11 protein-coding genes and 1 riboswitch are annotated in these 20,057 nt (G+C 38.2%); of the genes, 9 read left to right on the top strand and 2 right to left on the bottom strand.

Annotated features, from left to right (window positions below; translation table 11 throughout):
* Positions 1-351, bottom strand: a 351-nt coding sequence (locus ABMA79_RS05175) for a YeeE/YedE family protein (protein WP_393090819.1), incomplete at its 3' end; no start/stop codon positions are given.
* 116 nt (positions 352-467) lie between these two features.
* Here ABMA79_RS05175 and ABMA79_RS05170 point away from each other — a divergent pair.
* The 9 genes from ABMA79_RS05170 to ABMA79_RS05130 all read left to right on the top strand — a co-directional run bounded on the left by ABMA79_RS05170 (position 468) and on the right by ABMA79_RS05130 (position 19,658).
* Positions 468-1,082: a Crp/Fnr family transcriptional regulator gene (locus ABMA79_RS05170; protein ID WP_392860913.1), complete on the top strand. Its 615-nt coding sequence runs from the start codon at positions 468-470 to the stop codon at positions 1,080-1,082.
* 109 nt (positions 1,083-1,191) lie between these two features.
* Entirely contained in the window at positions 1,192-1,512 is a 321-nt protein-coding gene (locus tag ABMA79_RS05165; protein ID WP_392860914.1) for a hypothetical protein, read from the top strand.
* A gap of 355 nt (positions 1,513-1,867) precedes the next feature.
* A complete protein-coding gene (locus tag ABMA79_RS05160; RefSeq protein WP_393090816.1) occupies positions 1,868-11,332 on the top strand; it encodes a tandem-95 repeat protein in 9,465 nt (3,154 codons plus the stop codon).
* A gap of 130 nt (positions 11,333-11,462) precedes the next feature.
* Positions 11,463-14,426 carry a hypothetical protein gene (locus ABMA79_RS05155; protein WP_393090813.1) on the top strand — a complete coding sequence of 988 codons (2,964 nt, stop codon included), beginning with the start codon at positions 11,463-11,465 and terminating at the stop codon, positions 14,424-14,426.
* Positions 14,427-14,445: 19 nt separating this feature from the next.
* Positions 14,446-15,345, top strand: coding sequence for a hypothetical protein (locus ABMA79_RS05150; protein WP_393090811.1), 900 nt, complete (start codon positions 14,446-14,448; stop codon positions 15,343-15,345).
* Positions 15,346-15,363: 18 nt separating this feature from the next.
* Complete coding sequence (locus ABMA79_RS05145) at positions 15,364-16,050, top strand: hypothetical protein (RefSeq protein ID WP_393090808.1); 687 nt, start codon at positions 15,364-15,366, stop codon at positions 16,048-16,050.
* On the top strand, positions 16,050-16,976 hold the full coding sequence (locus tag ABMA79_RS05140) for a hypothetical protein (RefSeq protein ID WP_393090805.1): 927 nt from the start codon (positions 16,050-16,052) through the stop codon (positions 16,974-16,976). Before ABMA79_RS05145 ends, ABMA79_RS05140 begins: the two co-directional genes overlap by 1 nt.
* A gap of 97 nt (positions 16,977-17,073) precedes the next feature.
* Entirely contained in the window at positions 17,074-17,433 is a 360-nt protein-coding gene (locus tag ABMA79_RS05135) for a hypothetical protein (RefSeq protein ID WP_393055862.1), read from the top strand.
* A gap of 73 nt (positions 17,434-17,506) precedes the next feature.
* A riboswitch (TPP riboswitch) is annotated at positions 17,507-17,619 on the top strand.
* Positions 17,610-19,658 carry a TonB-dependent receptor gene (locus ABMA79_RS05130; protein WP_393090802.1) on the top strand — a complete coding sequence of 683 codons (2,049 nt, stop codon included), beginning with the start codon at positions 17,610-17,612 and terminating at the stop codon, positions 19,656-19,658. (Overlaps the previous riboswitch by 10 nt.)
* Here ABMA79_RS05130 and ABMA79_RS05125 read toward each other — a convergent pair.
* The coding region (locus ABMA79_RS05125; RefSeq protein WP_393090800.1) for a hypothetical protein at positions 19,655-20,057 on the bottom strand (403 nt) is incomplete at its 5' end. The genes ABMA79_RS05130 and ABMA79_RS05125 overlap by 4 nt on opposite strands.

Below are 20,057 nucleotides of genomic sequence, written 5' to 3'. Positions count from 1 at the left end.
TGCGGCCAGTGATCGTTTTGAGAAACGTGAAAGTCCACATACACCGTGTCCACTAGTACAACCTGAGCCAAGTTGTGTTCCGGCACCGACAAATAGACCGGCCACAATGGCCTTAGTATATGTTAGGTTGAGGGCATAATTGAAAAAGCTTGGGTCCACCAATTTAACAACAAGTCCTCCGGCCAAGAGACCTAGCACGAAGAAGACACGCCAATAACCGCCGTCATTCTTTTTGTGAAAATTAAAAAATATACCTGAGATTCCCGCAACTCGCCCATTAAAATAGAGCAGAAAAGCAGCGGATACTCCAATTAATATCCCGCCAACGAGTGGCCATGTAAAGTTCGTCATATACTCACCTTTTTATTGAAAACAGTCCCTTGATATACTTCGAGGACTTACAAACTTAAATTAATTATATATAATGATTATAAATTAACATTGATGCCCATCAAATTTGGAAAAACATGATTAAGGAAATCTTAAATAATATTGAACAGCCTATTTTTCGTCAGTATCAAAAAGGCGAAGTCATTTACAGAGAGTCAGAGTCCCCTCAATATCTCTATATTGTAGAAGAAGGAATTATTGGCCTTTATTACAATAGCGAAAATGGTAAGGAGAGCTTTTTAAGAGTCTATGGGCCAGGTGAAATCTTCGGCCATCGTTCATACTTTTTAGAAACACCTTATCACGCCAATTCAATTAGTCTGACAAAGTCAAAGTTAATGCTCATTGATCGTAAGCAATGTGACAATATTTGTCTTGAAAGCCCGGCCCTACTTAAGAATATGACGAAGATTCTAGCGAGGGAACTTGGAAATGCTGAAAGAAGACTTGCTGGAATGGCAGATAAGTCGGCCAAGGCAAGAATCGTTGAGGCCCTAGTCTATTTAAAGCTTAAGCATCCAGAGCATAATTGGACTCGTAAGGAGATAGCAGACTTTGCAGTATCAACTTTTGAGAGTGTCACAAGAATCTTAAGTGAACTCGAGTCTGCAGGTTTAATCACTAAGAGTGGCAGAAGTATCGAAATTGTGGACGAACAAAAGCTTCTAAAATATTCGAGTGAGAATTATTAAGATCTTGTTAAATTCATAGCAAATTTTACATTTAAGGCAGCTCAAGCTTGTCTATATCACGTTGCTTAGATAGGATGCGGCCAACTTTAACCCACACAAAGGCCATCTTATGAAATTAGCAATGACTCTTTTATCATTTATCTCATGTTTAGCAATTAGCTCAAATGCAATCGCTTGTGACAATGTTGTAAATAAGCAACTAGAAAGAAAAATTAGAGCAGATCGACCACTAGAAGTTAAATACCTAATGTATCTAACTGAGGGAACAGAGCTTCTAAATGAAAGAGGAAATAAGCTAGCACAATTCAATGAAGACAAGCTTATTTACTCAGCAATCGGTTCAGAGCACTCTGGTTGGTTTAATGCAGCTGTTGCAGTTAACCCAGACACATGCTCGATTGATTATATTGGCTACTTTGCAGCTGAGTAATCATAGCAAATAAATTTAAAAAATATCTAGGCCCAGCTTCAAGTTGGGCCTTTTTAATCGACTAAATAAATATCCCATAACAACCTTAAGAAATCCTTTAATTTTTCAAATGTAAAAGTATTTAGTTTAAATAATTAACTTTATAAACTACTGATATCTCGTCTAAAAAAATTGAACCTCCACAAAAAATTGCCACCAAATTAAATAATTCCTCCAAAAAGCCGATATAAGTGACTGAATTTAGTGATTTGTTCATTAAATGCTTTAATACTAAAGAAATATTATATTAAGTCGAAAATATTTAAGAATAAAATTTGTTCACAAACAACTAACTATCAATGATTTGTGAGGGACTTTGAAAAAACCAATACTCTACGTCGGACTCGCTCTGGCATCACTATTCAGCTTTAGCTATATCTTCTTTGCAGATGGTAATGCAACGAAGACTGCTAGTTATAGTGAATTGGCGAAAGAGATTGGAATTGAATACGAACTTGTTAAGCCTAAGGTTAAAGCAAGACTAAACTCTACGACATCAACTATTAGCAAAAGAGGGCCATCTTCGCTAGCGCAAGATGATAATGATGAAGTAGTAGAGCCAAGTAATAAGAAAGGAGACTTTCAAGTCTCAAAACTTGCTGTTAATAAAAAGAAGAAGAATTCAACACAAGTCTTCTTAAACGACTCAGATTATTCTAGGCCATATTATTCAAATAACTCTTTTGAAAGAACTCCTGCAAAAGCAGACGATAAGAAAGTAGAGGCCAAGAAAGAAAATAAGAAAGTCATTACTTACTCTCTTCCAACACCACCACAAGCTGATGAAACAAATCCTGAAGATGAATCTTCAAGTGGCCAACAAAATTCTGGTTCAAATAATACAGTCATTGTAGTACCTGCTATTGAAGGTCGTATTCCTCCTCTATCAGGACTAATTACTCAGACAAATAATAAGAGTCTCTTTATTAGCAATGCCTATGCGGCAACAACATGTACAGACCCTAAAGTCGAACTCTTTGATCTTGTGACGATGACAGTACTTGAAGATAACCCGATTACATTTGAAGGGATTAATACTTCAACATATTTTAAATTTGATGCAAAGAAATTAGCACTAGATCTAACAGCACCAGCTCGTTACAAGGTTAAGGTTTCGGGATGTAGCGACGAGCTAGAAAAAGTTGTAACTAGTTATTTTAAGCCGCAAGATATTACTCCTGTTTCAACTCTACTTGCTAAGATCACAAATACAGATATTGACTACACGCCGACACAAGAGCTTGCAAATTATCTGGATCAAACTGAAGCATTAATCCAAGCAAGTGTTGATAACCAAACGATTGATTATGATCTCATTTATACTGAGCTAGAAAATAATACTGATGCCAGCAATATCTTTAGTGAGTTAACTCATGGTGAAACAGCGGCAATTTTAAAAGACGCAGCCCCAAAACTAAAGTCTCTTGAAACACCGACTTCATTAAAAGAAGGGATTTCAAGTGATTTTGAAACAAGTGCAGTTCACTGGGATTCATCTTATCCAGTTGCATACCAATGGATACTTAATGGAGCGACTGTTTCAAATGCAAGTACATGGACTTACACTCCACCAGCAGATACTGCTGCAAGTGCAGAGATTATTGTTAGAATTGGGAAAAAGAATGATGGCGATGCAAATGTTAACACAGACTTAGTACATCACGAATTTACCTATACACTTGATATAGAACAAATTAACGATGCACCTACTCTCGTTGCATCTCAAAGTGTTAATGTTACAGAAGATACTGTACACAACTTCTTTCTGACAACTGGTAATGATGTGGACTCTCCAAGTCTTTCTTATATTACAACTTCACTACCAACAAACGGAACATTGACTTGTGTAGGATCAACTAATGATTGTACATATACGCCAAATGCTGATTTTGTAGGTGTTGATACTTTCACATATAAAGTAAATGATGGAGAGCTAGACTCAACAGAAGCGACAGTTACTTTAAATATTTCAAATGTAAACGATAGGCCAGTTATTGGAGCGGATCAAAGTCTTACGATTGCGGAAGATAATACACTTGCAATCACTCTTAATCAGGCAACTGATGTGGATAATGCACAAGCATCTCTTACTTATAAGATCGTAAGTTCAACAAATAATGGTACACTTTCAAATTGTATTACAACAGGTGCATATGGAAATGATTTAACATGTGACTATACACCAAATACAAATTTCCATGGAAGTGACAGCTTTAGTTATATAGCAAATGATGGATCTCTCGATTCTGCAAGTGTAGCAACTGTATCTCTAACCATTACTCCAGTTAACGATGCTCCTACACTTGCAGCTACTCAAGCAGAGTCAACAAATGAAGATACGCCACTAAGTTTTAATCTTAATGCTGGTAGTGATATCGAAGGGACGACTCTAAACTACACTATACTTTCAACGACATCTAATGGTGTCCTTTCATGTACTCAAGGGACTTCAACAGCTTGTACTTATACGCCAAATCTAGACTTCTTTGGAAGTGATACATTTACTTACCAAGTTGATGACGGTGAACTAAATTCAACATCAGCAACTGTGACAATCACAGTAAACACAGTAAATGATGCTCCTGTAATGGGTGCTGATCAATCTGAATCAACAGATGAAGATACTGCTCTTAATTTTACATTAAACACTGCAACTGACGTGGATATTCCTGCTCAAACAATTTCATACAAATTAGTTTCTGGCCCTACTAATGGGACTCTTACAAATTGTATTACAACGGGCTCATATATTAACGATAGAGACTGTACTTATACGCCAAGTGCTAACTATAACGGATCAGACTCATTTACATATATTGCTAATGACACAGTTACTGATGCAGTAAGTTTTGCGACAGTGACTCTTACAATTAACGCAGTTAATGATGCTCCGACTCTTGCTCTAACTCAAACAGTTAGTACGAATGAAGATACAGTTCTGAACTTCACACTAAATGCTGGAGCAGATACAGAGGGTGACAGTCTTTCATACTTAATTGTGACAACCCCTACTAAAGGATCTTTAACTTGTACGGGTGGAACTTCAAGAGATTGTACTTATACTCCTGATCTAAACGATAATGGTTCAACTTCATTTACCTATAAAGTAAATGATGGCCAATTAGACTCAACAACAGCAACAGTTACAGTTAATATTACTTCAGAAAATGATGCTCCAGTAATGGCAGGAAATCAGGCAGAGACAATTGCAGAAGATAATACGTTAAGCTTCACTCTTTCTGGTGCTACAGACGTTGATATTCCGGCACAAACTATCCAATACAAGTTAATTACAGCTCCTACAAATGGTACGCTATCTAATTGTATTAATACATCTACTTATTCAACAGATATTACATGTGACTATACACCTGGGATGAATTTTAATGGAAGTGACTCGTTCACATACAGAGCAAATGATACGCTAACTGATTCAGCAACTGATTCAACAGTATCAATTACAATCACTCCCGTTAACGACGCTCCAACTCTTGCGGCCACGCAAAGTGTATCAACAAACGAAGATACAGTTTTAAACTTTAACTTAACGGCCGGATCAGATATTGAAGCTGATACTCTGTCTTATGTTATTGTTTCAACTCCAACAAATGGAAACCTAAGCTGTACAGGTGGAACATCGACAGCGTGTACATTTACACCAGACTTAAACTTTAATGGTTCGACATCTTTTACTTACAAAGTAAATGACGGGGCCCTTGACTCAAATACTGCAACAGTAACAATTACTGTTAACGCAGTTAATGACGTTCCTGTTATGGCAGCAGATCAAGCTCATTCGACTAATGAAGATACTGCAGTAAACTTCACTCTTAATGGTGCGACAGATGTAGACTTACCGGCACAAACTTTAAGCTACAAGGTCATCACAGCGCCATCAAATGGTACGCTTTCTAATTGTATTACAACGGGAAGCTATGGGACAGATATCTCATGTACTTATACGCCAAATGCGAACTACTATGGAAGTGACTCATTTACTTATACTGCAACTGATAGTGTTGGTGTTGCCGTTACAAATGCAACGGTTTCTCTAACAGTAAATAGTGTAAACGATGCACCTACTCTAGCGGGAGACTGGTCATTTTCAACTAACGAAGATACTGCACATAATTTCAATCTAACGGCAGCAAGTGATATTGAAAATGATACGCTTTCTTATATCGTTGTTTCAAACCCTACAAATGGTACTTTATCATGTACAGGTGGAACTTCTACGGCGTGTACTTATACACCAAACCTGAATTTTGAAGGAAGTGACTCATTCACTTATAAAGCAAATGATGGGGCACTGGACTCAAATACAGTTACAGTAAGCATTACAGTAAATGCAATTAATGATGCCCCTGTTATGGTGGCCGATCAAAACGAAGTAACGAATGAGGACACTCCACTTAGCATCACTCTTAATGGCGCTACCGATGTCGATGTACCGGCACAAACAATTAGTTACAAGGTCGTAAGCCTACCTACTAATGGAACTCTATCTGATTGTATTACAACTGGATCATATGGGACAGATATCACTTGTACTTATACGCCAGGTGCAAATTTCAATGGGACAGATTCATTCACATACCTTGCAAACGATGGGCTGCTAGATTCAGCGGCAAGCTCAACTGTTAATATTACAATTAATGCAGTAAACGATGCTCCAACTCTGGCAGCGACTCAAACTGTTTCAACAAATGAAGATACACCTCTAAATTTCAGCTTAAATTCTGGTGCTGATATTGATGGTGACACTCTATACTATGTTAAGCTTACTGATCCTGCGACAGGTTCATTAAGTTGTTCAGGTGGTACATCTCGTTCTTGTACTTATACTCCTGTCGCAAATTTTAATGGAACAACAACATTTACTTACCGAGTAAATGACGGTGTGGCAGACTCAACTGTTGCGACAGTTACAATTATTGTAAACTCGATTAATGATGCTCCTGTTATGGCAGCAGATCAGACATATTCAACTGATGACAATACGGCCCTAGCAATTACTCTTAGTAATGCAAGTGATGTTGACGGTGATGCACTAACTTATAAGGTTGTCACAGCACCATCTAATGGGACACTTTCAAATTGTATTACAACAGGTAGCTATGGAACTGATTTAACTTGTACTTATACAAGTAATGTTAACTTCCATGGAACAGAAACTTTCACTTTTATCGCAAATGATGGAACTGTTGATGCTGCTTCTGTTGAGACTGTAACAATCACAGTAACTGATAAAACTCCTTCAGCTCCTCCTACTATTGCGCTTACATCGGCAACTTACACAAGCTCAACTGCTAACACTATGACAGTGAGTAGCTGTAGCGATATCACTTCAGTAATTATTAATGAAGGTGGCCAGCCAGCGGCCGGTGATGCATGGGTAGCGTGTTCAACGGTAGCAAGTGCAACAACTTATACACTTGCAAGTGCCACTCAGGGCCTACACACACTTAAGGCATGGTCAAAAGACCCACATGGAAATATCTCAACAACTTCAAGTGATATCAATGTCTATTACGATACAATTAATCCAAGTCTATCACTGACAACACCAGCGATTCAAAAGGGTGGAAATAATATCAATCTTGCCTGGAGTGCAACTGATGCAAGTACATCATCAGCTCAAAACTTCCAAGTGGACTTCTATAATGGAAGTAGCTGGTCTTCTGTAGGAACGACTGCGGCGACAAATGGGCCAATTAGTTCACAGGCCTTCTCAAGAGCATGGACTGTGCCATCAATTAATACGACTAATGCTAAGTTTAGAGTTTCATTCACAGATCTAGCAGGAAATTCAGCAACAGTAGAATCGAGTGCGTTTGAGATTGACTCAATTGCTCCGGCCCTAAGCTATACATCACCGGCCGATAACTCATATCACCTTTCAAGTACAACGATTAATGGTAACTGTGAAAGTGGGTTAAATATTAATATCTCTGGTGATATTCAAGCGGCATTCTCTATTGCTTGTTCAGGGGGAACATTCTCTCAAACAGTTAACTTCTCAGACAACGATGGAGCAAAAGATATTACGATTAATCAAGTTGATGCCGCAGGTAATTCAACTTCGGTTACAAGAACATTTATTCGCGACGAAGTTGCTCCAATTCTTACAAAAACAGCAGGTATCTCTCCTGATTTCACAAATGCTAATACTCCAAACGCTTGGTCTGGTACTTGTGAAGGAACATATACAATTTATGTAACAGGTGATGAGACTACTTCATTTAACTGTTCATCTGGAACATGGAGCTGGACTCCTTCACCAAAAACAACAGACGGGACATTTGTTTACAACTTAGTACAAACAGATGCTGCTGGGAATACGTCTTCTCCTGCCCTTTCACTTTCTTGGCAGCGTGATGCAACACCTCCGGCATTTAATGCGACAGCTCCGATCCAAATAGAAATTGGAGAAAATCAATCTGAAACTCTACTAAGAGACAGCTTCACAATTTCAGGAACATGTGAAGGAACAAATGTTATTACAATATCTGGAACCGAATCAGACAGTATTACATGTTCTGCATCTTCTTGGACTTGGACTTCAGGAAATTATACAACTGACGCGACAAGGGCATTTACATTTACTCAAGCAGATTCTGCGGGAAATACTTCTGCCCTAACTTATACATGGACAAGAGACTCCAACTTCCCTGCACTTGCTATCGATCTAAGTTCAATCAAGAATAATGGTACGACTGCAACGTTTACAGGAACATGTGAAGACGGCCTAACGATTAATATTACTGGTGCACAAACGACAACAACAACTTGTTCTTCTGGCGTATGGTCTTGGACAACGGCCACGACAGCATCAGACGTTAATAATACTTATAATTTCGCACAAACGAATGGAGCATCAAATACGTCGACAGTTTCAGGGTACTGGTACCGAGAGACAGGACTTCCAGTCGTTAACACAATTTCAGCAGGGCTTGCAGACCCTTCACCAACAAACTTTATTCCATACTCACTGACGGCAAGTTCACAAAATGCGAATGTTTACCTGACACATATTTGTCTTCAATCGAATACGACAGTTCAGCCGGCCATTGATGATGCATGTTGGATTGCAGTTAACTCGACATCTATTGGAATCACTCCGGCACAAAATATTACAGTGGCTGACTACTCTTACTTACTAGGTTGGGAGCCGGCACTTTATGATGTCTATGCATGGGTAAAAGATGAAGCTGGAAATATTTCAACAAATACGCAAGTCCTAGACACAGACTATGATCAAATTGTTTATGACAAGGCTTCTCCACCTACGATTTGGGACGTTGCGGCCGCAAATAATGATACATCTTCAATTCCTCCAACAAGAGCAGACTCAGCTGTTCCAACAGGGACTGACTTATATATTCGTTGGAAAGTAGATGATTCAATTGGCCTTCCTGCAACGGCCATCAATATTTACTATACGCAAGACGAGCAAACGTTTACGGCCATTGCAGGCGCACAAGGGATTGCTCCTCATACAAATCATGGTTGTCCAGGGATTTCTCTAGCAGCTAACGAAGGTTGTTTTAAATGGACTGGTGGTTCACCACTAGCTACAGCTTACAAAATTAGGGTAAAAGTAACGAACCTATCTGGGATTAGTACTCAGCTAACTTCGACGCCAATAAATGCTGATCGTATTAAGATTATTGCAGGTAATACGGAAGCTGGTCTTGGTGGTGATGCAAGATCTGCCCTATTCTTTAACAAACGTGTTGGAGACTCTTCAGATATTCACACTCTTGTTTTCACTGATGATGGTAATATTTATTTTGCCGACTATAAAAGAGGGATTATTACAGTTGATCCAGCTGATGGTAAGCAGAAACTCTTTATTGCAAAAACAGGAACATCAACTGGTGATGGTGGGCCAGCAGAGAGTGCAACTCTCCGTTACCCAATGAAGATCACTCTTGATTACCAAGGGCGTCTTTTAATTCTCGATTATAATAGAATTAGAAGAGTTGACTTAAATTTAGAAAACCCAACAATTGAAACGATTATTGGTGGTGGTTCAAGTACTGCTGACACAGTAGCAAACCCACTTGATCTTCAGATGAGAAGTTTATCAAGTTCTGATTATAGAACCAATGCTGTTCTTTTCACTCCACTTCCTAATGGCGACCTTTGGTTTAATGCAGAAAGATCTGAAAGTATTGAAACAGATGGAAGCTTTAAAGTTAGAATCTATAGAGCAGCGACAGGACAGGTTGAATCATTCTACCTAGGTGGTACAGGTAACGGTTGGCAGTCAACTCAAGACCTTTCTAAGTGCCGTGTTGGTTATACTGGAATTAAATTCAATCAGGCAACATCTCAAATTCAAGGAATCACAGGAACGGCCTATCACCATAAGAGTTTTCCAGGTTGTGATATGTATGGATCAACTTCTGACTACACTTATGCCAGAGTTTACTTTGATCCAACAACTGGTCAGTCCATTACACCATTTGATAATAGCTACCGTTGGTATCATTATTATAACTACACAGGAATGGATGGTAACTCTTATGTAACTGTTGCAAGAAGTTATATGAATCGAAATAACTTTGATGGAACTTATACAAGAATCCTAGGTTCTGGAACACTTGGTGAATGTGCAGATGGGACATTAGCGACGGCCTGTAATATGGATATCTACTCTGTCTTTGTCGATAAGAATGGAAAAATATATTTTAACGACCGTGGTAGAATTAGAACTCTTGATGAAGAAGGTAAAGTTGTTACGATTTTTGGTCAAAGCCAATCTTACGGTGACAATGTCAATGCCGTTAATGCGCGCTTTAGTAATATTAGCCGTGTCACAAGACTTGATAACGGTAAGGTCGTTGTAAATGACACCTCATCTTACTATCTCAAAGAATTTACCATTGAAGGAAATATTAATATTTTAGCTGGTAATGGTACCGTTGCAACTGCTTCGACAGCTGCTGCTGCGGACACACAGCCAGTAAGAAACCCATACTGGACAGTTGTTGACCGCGCAACTGGAAATATCTATATGGACCGTGTGGAATGGCACTATGGCCGTTTTGCCATGCTAAATCGCTCAACAGGAATGTGGGAAGATGTCTTCAGCAACACTAGTGGTACAAGCTACTATGATCCAACATCAGACGGTAAAATCGGAAGTGATATTGACGTTGCCGGTACCAATAACAGAGCACTACCTATTGGGTTTGCAAATGGGAAGTTATTCTTAAGTAGAATGAAATATAATACAACTGATCTTAGATACGAAGACTTTATGCTTAAGGCCTACGACTCTGCTGACAGTTATAGACAAGAGCATATCTGGGGTGTTCTAGGATACAATGATGTAAACGAAGGTTGTACAGAGCTTAGAACAGCACCTACTTCAGGAAGCACATGTGAATATGAATACTGGGATAACTATAGAAATATCTTCTACGATAGTGTCGATGCTAAGTATGTTACGGCCAAAATGTATCGTGGTGCTCAACGAAGAGTTATTGCTATAAAAGACGGAAACGTCGAGCAGATTGCCTACACAGCAAGAAATATTGACGATGGTTTTGTCTACACGAGACGCGGTGGAACTCAATACCTTTACTACTGTTATGGCAGTCGTCTCTATGGCCACAATATTGATACAGATACTGATTTAGGTGCCCTGAGCTGGACCATGCCACAACTTTCATGTCGCGGAGTACAATTCGATTACAACCCGACAAATGACTCAATCATTTTTCCATTTGAACAAAATGGGCTTTATGGAGTCGCGGAATACTTCCTCTAAACAAGTTTAGATTACCTAACTTTTGTTCACCCAAGACACTGATATTACTCATGTACAAAGCGTATACATCGTTATAAATAATGCTCAACAATGAATATTTTCATCTTATTCAAGCTAAGATGTGAGCATTATGAAGAAGATAAAATTTGTCCTGCCCCTATTTCTATTTCTCATCAATTTACTAGCATTTGGTAGTGAACTTGATATTAGTATGCTTCCAGACAAGAGTGTCCAACCTGGAGAGGTTGCCATTCAGGTTCTGCCGATTAAGTCACCAACAAACACAACTTATAAAATTTCGATTGAAAGCAATCAACAGTGGCGCGCCGAGGGCCCTGAAACTGTCGAGCTGATTGCAGGTGATCTGACTTACCTAACTTTCTATACATATACTCCTAGCTTCGTTGATGCGGGGACAATTCATGAGTTAAAGATTATTTTCACAAATATAGAAACTCAAGAAAAGATTGAAAATAGCATAAGCTTTGTTGTGGCAAAGAAGCGAGACCTTGATTTCTTTGATGCCGATCAAAATATTGAAACAAATAAGAAAAACCACACGCTTAATTTAAAGGTTAAAAATACAGGTAATGCAAGCGAAGTTTATCATTTTTCAATTAGAAACCTAACACCAGAAGTAAGTGTAAGCGTTAATAGCTCCCCTATTACTATTGCAGCTAATGAGGTGAAGCTTCTTCCAGTTAGAGTTAATTTTAAAAATAGTACTTCGACATATGCAGCATTCGAAGTTAATGCAAAAGTTGGTGGAATCACAAAATTTCAAAAGAAGTTTCAGGTTAAATTTGTTAGCTCTGCTAATAATCAAGACCGTCAAGGAAATTACCTTGATACAACACTTACCATCACAAATGATTATATGAGTGTCGAAGGAAGAGACTCTAACCTTAGCTCTGTTGTTCTAAACTCAAATGGCGCCCTATCAGACTACGTTTCTTTATCAAGCTACGTGCAGGCCAATATGGTTAACGGACAAGCACAGGATGCACGTGGGACTTTCCACTTTGATGGTGACAGCTGGCGCTTTAGTGCTGGGAATAACGTCGATCTTGACGTGGATACAAATGTTGGTAACGAGGCCCGTGATGGTGTCGCTTATACAAGAGATATTCTTCCAAACTTAAAAGTTGGAACACTTGTGGGTGTTGACGAAAATGATGAATTTAACACTGCGGCCATGGTTCAATATGACCCAAGACCAGGACAGCGTACATTTGTAGTCATTAATCAAAACTCGGATTCAGGTGAAACATCTGGATCAATTGGGTATCGTGGAAATTTTAACCCAAATGATAAACTTTCATTTGCACCATCTCTTACAATTTCAGATGATCCACAACGTGGAGTCATTCAAGACTACCGTACGGCCGTTCGTTATATGGTGAGAAAGAACCTTCCAATTGCTATTTCATCAGGTTATCGAAAGGATCGCTTTCAAGAAGTCATTTATAATAACGCTTCCCTTTCTTATGACTTTGACGGAGTGCTAATTGAGCTTAGTCGCAATGACGAGTTAGATCGAGATACTTTTGCAACAAATGAGCAAAATAGACAACATCGTAGTTCAAATCATGTAAGAGTGAGCTTTCCAATGGGTGGTGGCCTTTCTGCAAGTGTTAACTACCAAGACCATACTAGCTCAACAGTGAAAGAGCAGAGAAAGTTCATTACCTTTGCTTACCAAAACAAACAATTATACGCGGCGATGCGAGCAGGTGTTGCTAGCAAGAATTATACTGATAGCAACATTCAGGACTATACAAATGAGCCATTTGTCTCAGTTGACTTAAGCTATAAAGCGCCGAAGTTTACGATTAGATCACACGTTGAATATGAATCGTATGGTGATGACTCATATCGCACGCGCACAAATATTGGAATCGATTATAATATCGACAATAATCACTTTAATGGAAATGCCTACGTAAGAATTGGACACGATGAAGGCCAAAGAAGAGATTATGTTACTCAGACTAAAACTGATCTCGATTATATTGAAGCTGGTATCCGTACAGGAACAGATAGTAACTACTCTTTTGAGATCTATACAAGAGCAGAAGATAATCACCAATATGATGATATTGACTATCAAATCGGAATTCGTTTTCAATACCGTTTTGGAGCAAAAACTCCAAGAAAAGTTGAAGACGCCTTTGGTGGAAAACGTACTGGAAGTATTGCTGGTCGCATCTGCATCGATCGCAACTTAAATGGAACTTGCGAAGATTTTGAAAAAGGTGTTGAGGGCTTAAGTATTTATAGCGTTACAGGAAGTGCAACAACAGATAAAGATGGAAAGTATCTAATTAATGAGCTTAAGCCAGATATTGATCATATCTCCCTTATAGAGCGACAAGTTACGGCCAAATCACTTGAGTCGTCAGAGTATTATAAAGGAACAAAAGTTCTTAAGAATCAAACAGTGTACGTTGATTTTGCACTTAAAGAAATCTCAACAATTAATACATTCTCTTACAATGATATCAATAAGAATGGACGTTATGATAAAGATTTCGATACACTTATAGGAGATATTACTTATCAGCTAATCGATGAAAATAATGAAATCATCCCTATTAGTGGTAAGTCTTTAAATACAATTAATTATTCACGTCTTCGTAATGGACAGTATAAATTGAGTGCAGTAGCAAACTCTTCTATTTACAAAGATATTCAAAAGGAAGTTACTCTTGATCTTCCTAGAGACAATATGCAAACCGTGACATTTGGTTTTGAGCTAATTGATGTGGATACACTTCCAATCCAAGACTTAATCATTACAGAGTTTGACAATAGCATTATTAGTGCACCTAAATTTAGCGCACTTCTAACTCTCGATTCGGCAGAAACTGAATATAATATTCTCTCAAATATTTCGGTAAAACTTGATGGTTATCAAGTTGATATCGAAACGCAAGAGGTATATTCCGGCCTGTGGGATATCAATCTTGACCTTAAAGATCTGATCTCATTGATAAGTCAAAAAAATGAGATCACGATTGACATTGAATTAGAAAATGAAAACGGTAAAAAACTACAAATCAAAAGAGTTAGAAACCTCTTTTACAATAATTAGAAGGTCATAAAAGGTCATAATGATGAAATACTTTTTAACACTCATTCTACTTTGTGCAAATCTTACGACTTCAGCTTGTCTCGTTCTACAAAAAGACGACAATGGCAAGAAATCTCACCCAGCAATCAAGCACTACCTTGAAGGTGGAGATAAGAAGCGTGAAATTGTTGTTAAAAATGTGAGTGATGAGACATGTCAGTTCACAATCATTAAGACAGAACTTATCCAATCAAGAGACGGAAGCTATAGTTACCTCCCTTACAAAATTGGACAGGATATAAAATTCTCACTGGCACCCTTTATGTCTCTTCTTGATGAGAGAGGAAATGAAAGCTTTGCCATTGAGCAAAGCCTGGCCCCTGGAGAAACAAGACACTACGGCCTTCAAATTAATATTCCAGCAGCTCAAAACATAGGAAGCTTTCAGGCCGGCTACAAAATTGATTACCTAAATGGATCAACGTCTTTTATCGTTGGAGAAATTTACTATTCAACGATACAGACACAAGTATCACCACAGTTAAGATTTTTAAAATTTGATAAAAAGAAGAAGAAACTTGCTTATGCAGTTGCCAATAAAGGTAATGCATACACTTTCTTTACAATGAATCTGATCTACACAGACCCAATGACTGGCTTTGAATCACGCGGGGTTGTGGATGAAGACCAGCTCTATCTTTTCAAAGCAAATATTAGAAACCACTTACTTCCAGGAGGAAAGACAATTCTTTCGGAAATAAGTTTAAAGTCACATATTAGAGGACTAAAGAAGCAATTTGCAGAACAATTCCCAGGTCAGGAATTCCCTGAGGTGTTAAATCTTACGGCCATTCCTCTCTATGGCATTGACTACGAAAATTGGCAAAATCATAAAAATATACCATTAGGATTAAAATCAGTAATGATTCAAACTAATTAATTTACTTAAGGAGAAGACATGAAATTAATTAAACTTGCAACTCTTGCGACAGCTCTTAGCTTCAGCACTTTTGCAGCAGACTCAACAGCAAATGGATCAATCACACTTTCAGGTGGATTCTCACCAAAAGTTAATAGTGTATCAATTGCACTAGTTGACTGCGGACAAGATGTATCTTTTAACGACTGTGATGCGACTCTTGAATCAACAAGTTTTGGAACACATACGCAAGATGCATCACTAGCTCTTGGAAACTTAGATGGTGAATCGAATGTAAGGTATGTGAAATTTGAAATCAAATCAAAGATGCTACTTTTCAAAAATGACTACCTAAAGATCTCTAAGTCATTAACTTCATCTGCGAATGATGTATCAGTAGCACTTGAAAAAATGATCTTCATTTCAGCTGGTCTAGGATCTTACGGACAACAAACTCTTGGAGCAGGAAGTGCAACTCTTGCAACAGGTGATATTATGGTAGACACAAAGAAAGATATCACTGACGTAGCGTCTGAAGTATATAACTCATCGGCCGCTAATCCAGGTGTAGCAAACGCAAAAGTTCTTTCAGCTCTAGTAGATAACTCAGCACTTACAGTAAGAGGGATTATTTCTCTTGAAGCAGGTGACGAGGCAACTTCAAGCGATTTCTCAGCAGTGATCAACGTTGCTTTCACTGGTGTTGATGGGAACGAAGCACCTTAATGATTAAAAGCATAACTCTCACATTCACACTTCTTATTGCTATTAGTGTCTCTGCGACTTGTAATATGGGTGGCTCTTTTGGATGTGAGAGTTATACAGATAGTGGCCCTGATGGACTTGTTCTCGATCCGTGGCAAGTTTATGATGGCAACTATTCATGTGCCTCATCATCCACTTCAAATTACTACTACGATATTGAAGATATCAGCGTACAGACAGGTATGACGCTTGAAATTAGCTTTAAGACTAAAACGAGTGACGAATTTGAAATAAAGGCAATTACTTCCAACGGAATTAGGCATCTTCAACGAATAAGAAATCAACTTATCAATGATGCTGTAGATGGAGATCGTTGGTACTGGCAAACATATCGTCATACATTCACAAAAAAGTCTACGACAGTAAGTCAGATAAGAATAAAACTCCCAGCATATACTAATATTGACGACTTTGAGTGGGTACTAGGAGATGGTTCAGGTGGAGTTCCTGTAGGACGCTATCTCCAGTTAAAAGATCAAACACATTTCAATTATACAATTTCTGAAGAAGACTTATTCTCACCTGTTCCTAAAATCTGGAATCTCGAACTTGAAGGTGTCTTTGGTGCAAATGATGAGGCCCTAATAAGCATGGCCCCTCGAAGTATTACCCCTATCTACTTTCCAACATGTGACTCAATTATCGACTCACTTATTGTCGCGGCACCTAGTGAAAGTGGTGGAGATTCATTCTCTTTAGAATGTGAAGAAGTCCCTTTTCCCCTCACATCACGCCTTCCCTATCTTAAAATTAAGAATAACACAGCAAAGAGTTATTGCTCGGCCATTAACTTTTCAATACAGACTCATTTTAACCTATCAATTTCAGATGATATCCAATCAACTGACTACGTCGAAGTATTTGATATCATTACTGAATTTAAGTAAGAAATTATTTCAAACAATAACAGCTTCACTTGCTTTATCTTGAGCAAAATGGGATCTAGTAAATCAATTTAGAAATATAAATAAAAGTGAGGAATATATGAAAAAAGTACTTCTAGCTCTAGTATGTCTACTAACTCTTAACGCACAAGCTGGTATCTCTATTGGACTACCTCCAGGTATGAGCATGCCTGACTTTGATGCAATTGAAGAGTCTCAACGTGTATTTGCAGAAACGGTTGAAGAACTTATGGCAAGTGATGAAGTAAAGGCCATCGTTGAGACAGTTGAAGATGACTATCTTGCTGCATGTATCCCTCAACCCCAAAAGGCATCTGCAACTCTATTTAATGTTTACCTTCGTTACGAATGTGAGGGTGCAACAGATGTTAAGCTTGTCATTGCAGCGAAAATGAAAAAAGGCGTTGTAAAAGTTAAAAACTACAAAGTTAAATTCTAGTTTAAAAATATGAAGGTCAGCTAAGCTGGCCTTTTTATTTGCCCTTTTAATTATATTAATGTAATTAATACGAAAATTTACCCAAGGGAGCTACACCATAATGTGGCTGAGAATAGCGGATTTGGCCGTCAAACCTTTTAACTTGATCCAGGTAATGCTGGCGTAAGGAGACTCAGATGAAAATACTGATATTAGTATTTATTTCCCAACTAACATTTGCACAAACAACTTCGGCCAATAGTGACGATGCTATTTATATTTACGGCCTCTTTGAAAAGAAAGAGTATTATAGCGACGCCAATAGTACATCTCTAAAGACGGCCAAAGACTTTTCACAAGAACAATCCACAGATTTGAGTGAATCATTTAAGTCCGTTCCTAACCTTAATATGGCAAATGGAAGCTCACGTTCTAACTTCTTTCAAATTAGAGGAATTGGCGAGAGGTCGGCCTACGAAGGAATATCAAACTACTCAGTAGGACTGATGGTTGATGAAATCGACTATACTGGTGTTTCAGGAACAACAAATCTAAATGGTATTAAGCAATTAGAAGTTTACAAAGGGCCTCAGGCCACACGTTTTGGGCCAAGTGCAATGGCGGGAATGATTCATCTAAAGTCTCAAGACCCGACGCAGGAATCAAAGTTTAAAACATACCTTTCATATGAATCATTTAATACATGGGAAGAGAGCATTAGCTACTCAGGTATGCTTAATCCTTCAACAGGGCTGACACTAAGTCTATCAAAGAGAGACAGTGATGGCTTCATGGAAAATGAATACCTCAAACGCAACGATACAAATGGCCAAGATGAATTAAATATTCGAGCACGCCTAGTTAAAGATTTTATCGATTCAACACTTACTTTTGGACTTCACTACTTTGACAAGGACAACGGTTATGATGCTTTTGTGCAAGATAATGGCCACACAACTCGTTCAGACAAACCAGGAAAGGATAAGAGTGAAACTCTTGGCCAGTACCTAAAATACGAAAAGGATCTTAGTGCAAACTTAACAAGCACAACAATTCTTACCCACTTTAAAAATAACTCATACTATAGCTATGATGAAGACTGGGGTAATAACCCTTACTGGAATACAATCCCTGGCTGGAATGCCGACTACGACTACAATATTGAATTCCCAAGAAAGCGCGTAGACTTTACTCTTGATCAACGAATCTCATCAAAAAGAAGTACTATCGGTGTTTATCTAAAGTCATCAAATGAAGATTTTAAAGAAATAGGATATGAAGATTCAGCGGTTAGAAAAAGTATCGCTGGAGAAGTCGACACTAAACTAGTCTCAATCTATGCCGAACAAACGAAAGACCTAAGTGAAGCAGTTGAAATAAATTATGGTGGCCGTATCGAATATCGCAATGTCGAATTTGAAGCGCAAGAAAGTGGAATAGAAACAAAACTTTCGCCAGAAGATTTAATGTATGGCCTAAATATTACACTATCTAAGAAAGGTTTACTTGGAGATCTTGCCTACTTAAAATTATCTAAGGGATATAAGCCTGGTGGAATCAATACACAGTCAGCAGTCCCTGATACACGTAAAGAGTTTAGACCTGAGGATCTTTACTCATTTGAACTTGGTCAAAAATATCATTTAAAAGAAAAAGGGATTTCACTAAGTAGTTCTCTCTTTTTCATGTACCGAAACAATGCACAAGTTAAAACATCGTTTCAAGATGATCCAATGGATCCGAGCTCATTTACTTTCTATACAGATAATGCAGCAAGTGGTTTCAATTACGGAGCAGAAATTGAAGCGGCCCTGACTAAGACCTATGGCCTAAGTGTTAGCTCTGGACTAGGCCTTCTAGGAACAAGGTATGGTGATTATAATATCGGAACTAGAGATCTCGATGGTAGACAGATGCCTCATGCTCCAAATTACCAAGCAAACATTAATTTAAATTACAAGTACAAGAACGGTATGTATTGGGATATCAATTTCTATGCATCTGCTGATTTTTATTTTTCAAACTCTCACGACTTAAAGTCAACGGCCTATCAATTAGTTGATACGAAAGTTGGTTATCGTTATAAGTCTTTAGATATCTCAATTTGGTGCAAGAATATCTTTGATGAAACATACTCACTTCGTGGTTACTATTTCGCCAATATGCCTCCAGCGTGGCAAGACGACCTCTATACACAAAAAGAGGCACCACGTAGCTATGGCATTAGTGCAAGCTATGAGTTTTAAAGATAGTCCTTGTTAATGCCATAGGCATTGAAAATATGATCATCAGGAGTATGACGATAGAGTTTAAGCTTATTTCTCTCTCGATGTTGCGAAATATATTCTTCGTAACAATCATTAGCTTCTAAAGCTTGATTCGTGAATATGCCCTGTTGATCAAAAGCGAAGCGCTCAGCACGATATGCGTGTTGGGCGCGGTTTCTTTCTTTTAATTCATAGATTTCATACATTTTAGAAGTCTCATAAGGTGTAAGCTCTTTCATTGGTTCTAAATCAAGGCCAAATAATCGTTGAAAGTCTTTAAATGTATTATAATAAATCATATCAACTTCGTATTCTTGTGGAATTAACTCGTCTAGAGCATGAGTTGCTTCATGAACAAAGAAGTGCGCTACAAGGCCC

Source organism: Halobacteriovorax sp. HFRX-2_2 (assembly GCF_043196705.1).
GTDB lineage: Bacteria > Bdellovibrionota > Bacteriovoracia > Bacteriovoracales > Bacteriovoracaceae > Halobacteriovorax_A.
This window is presented reverse-complemented; position numbering and strand designations above follow the sequence as displayed.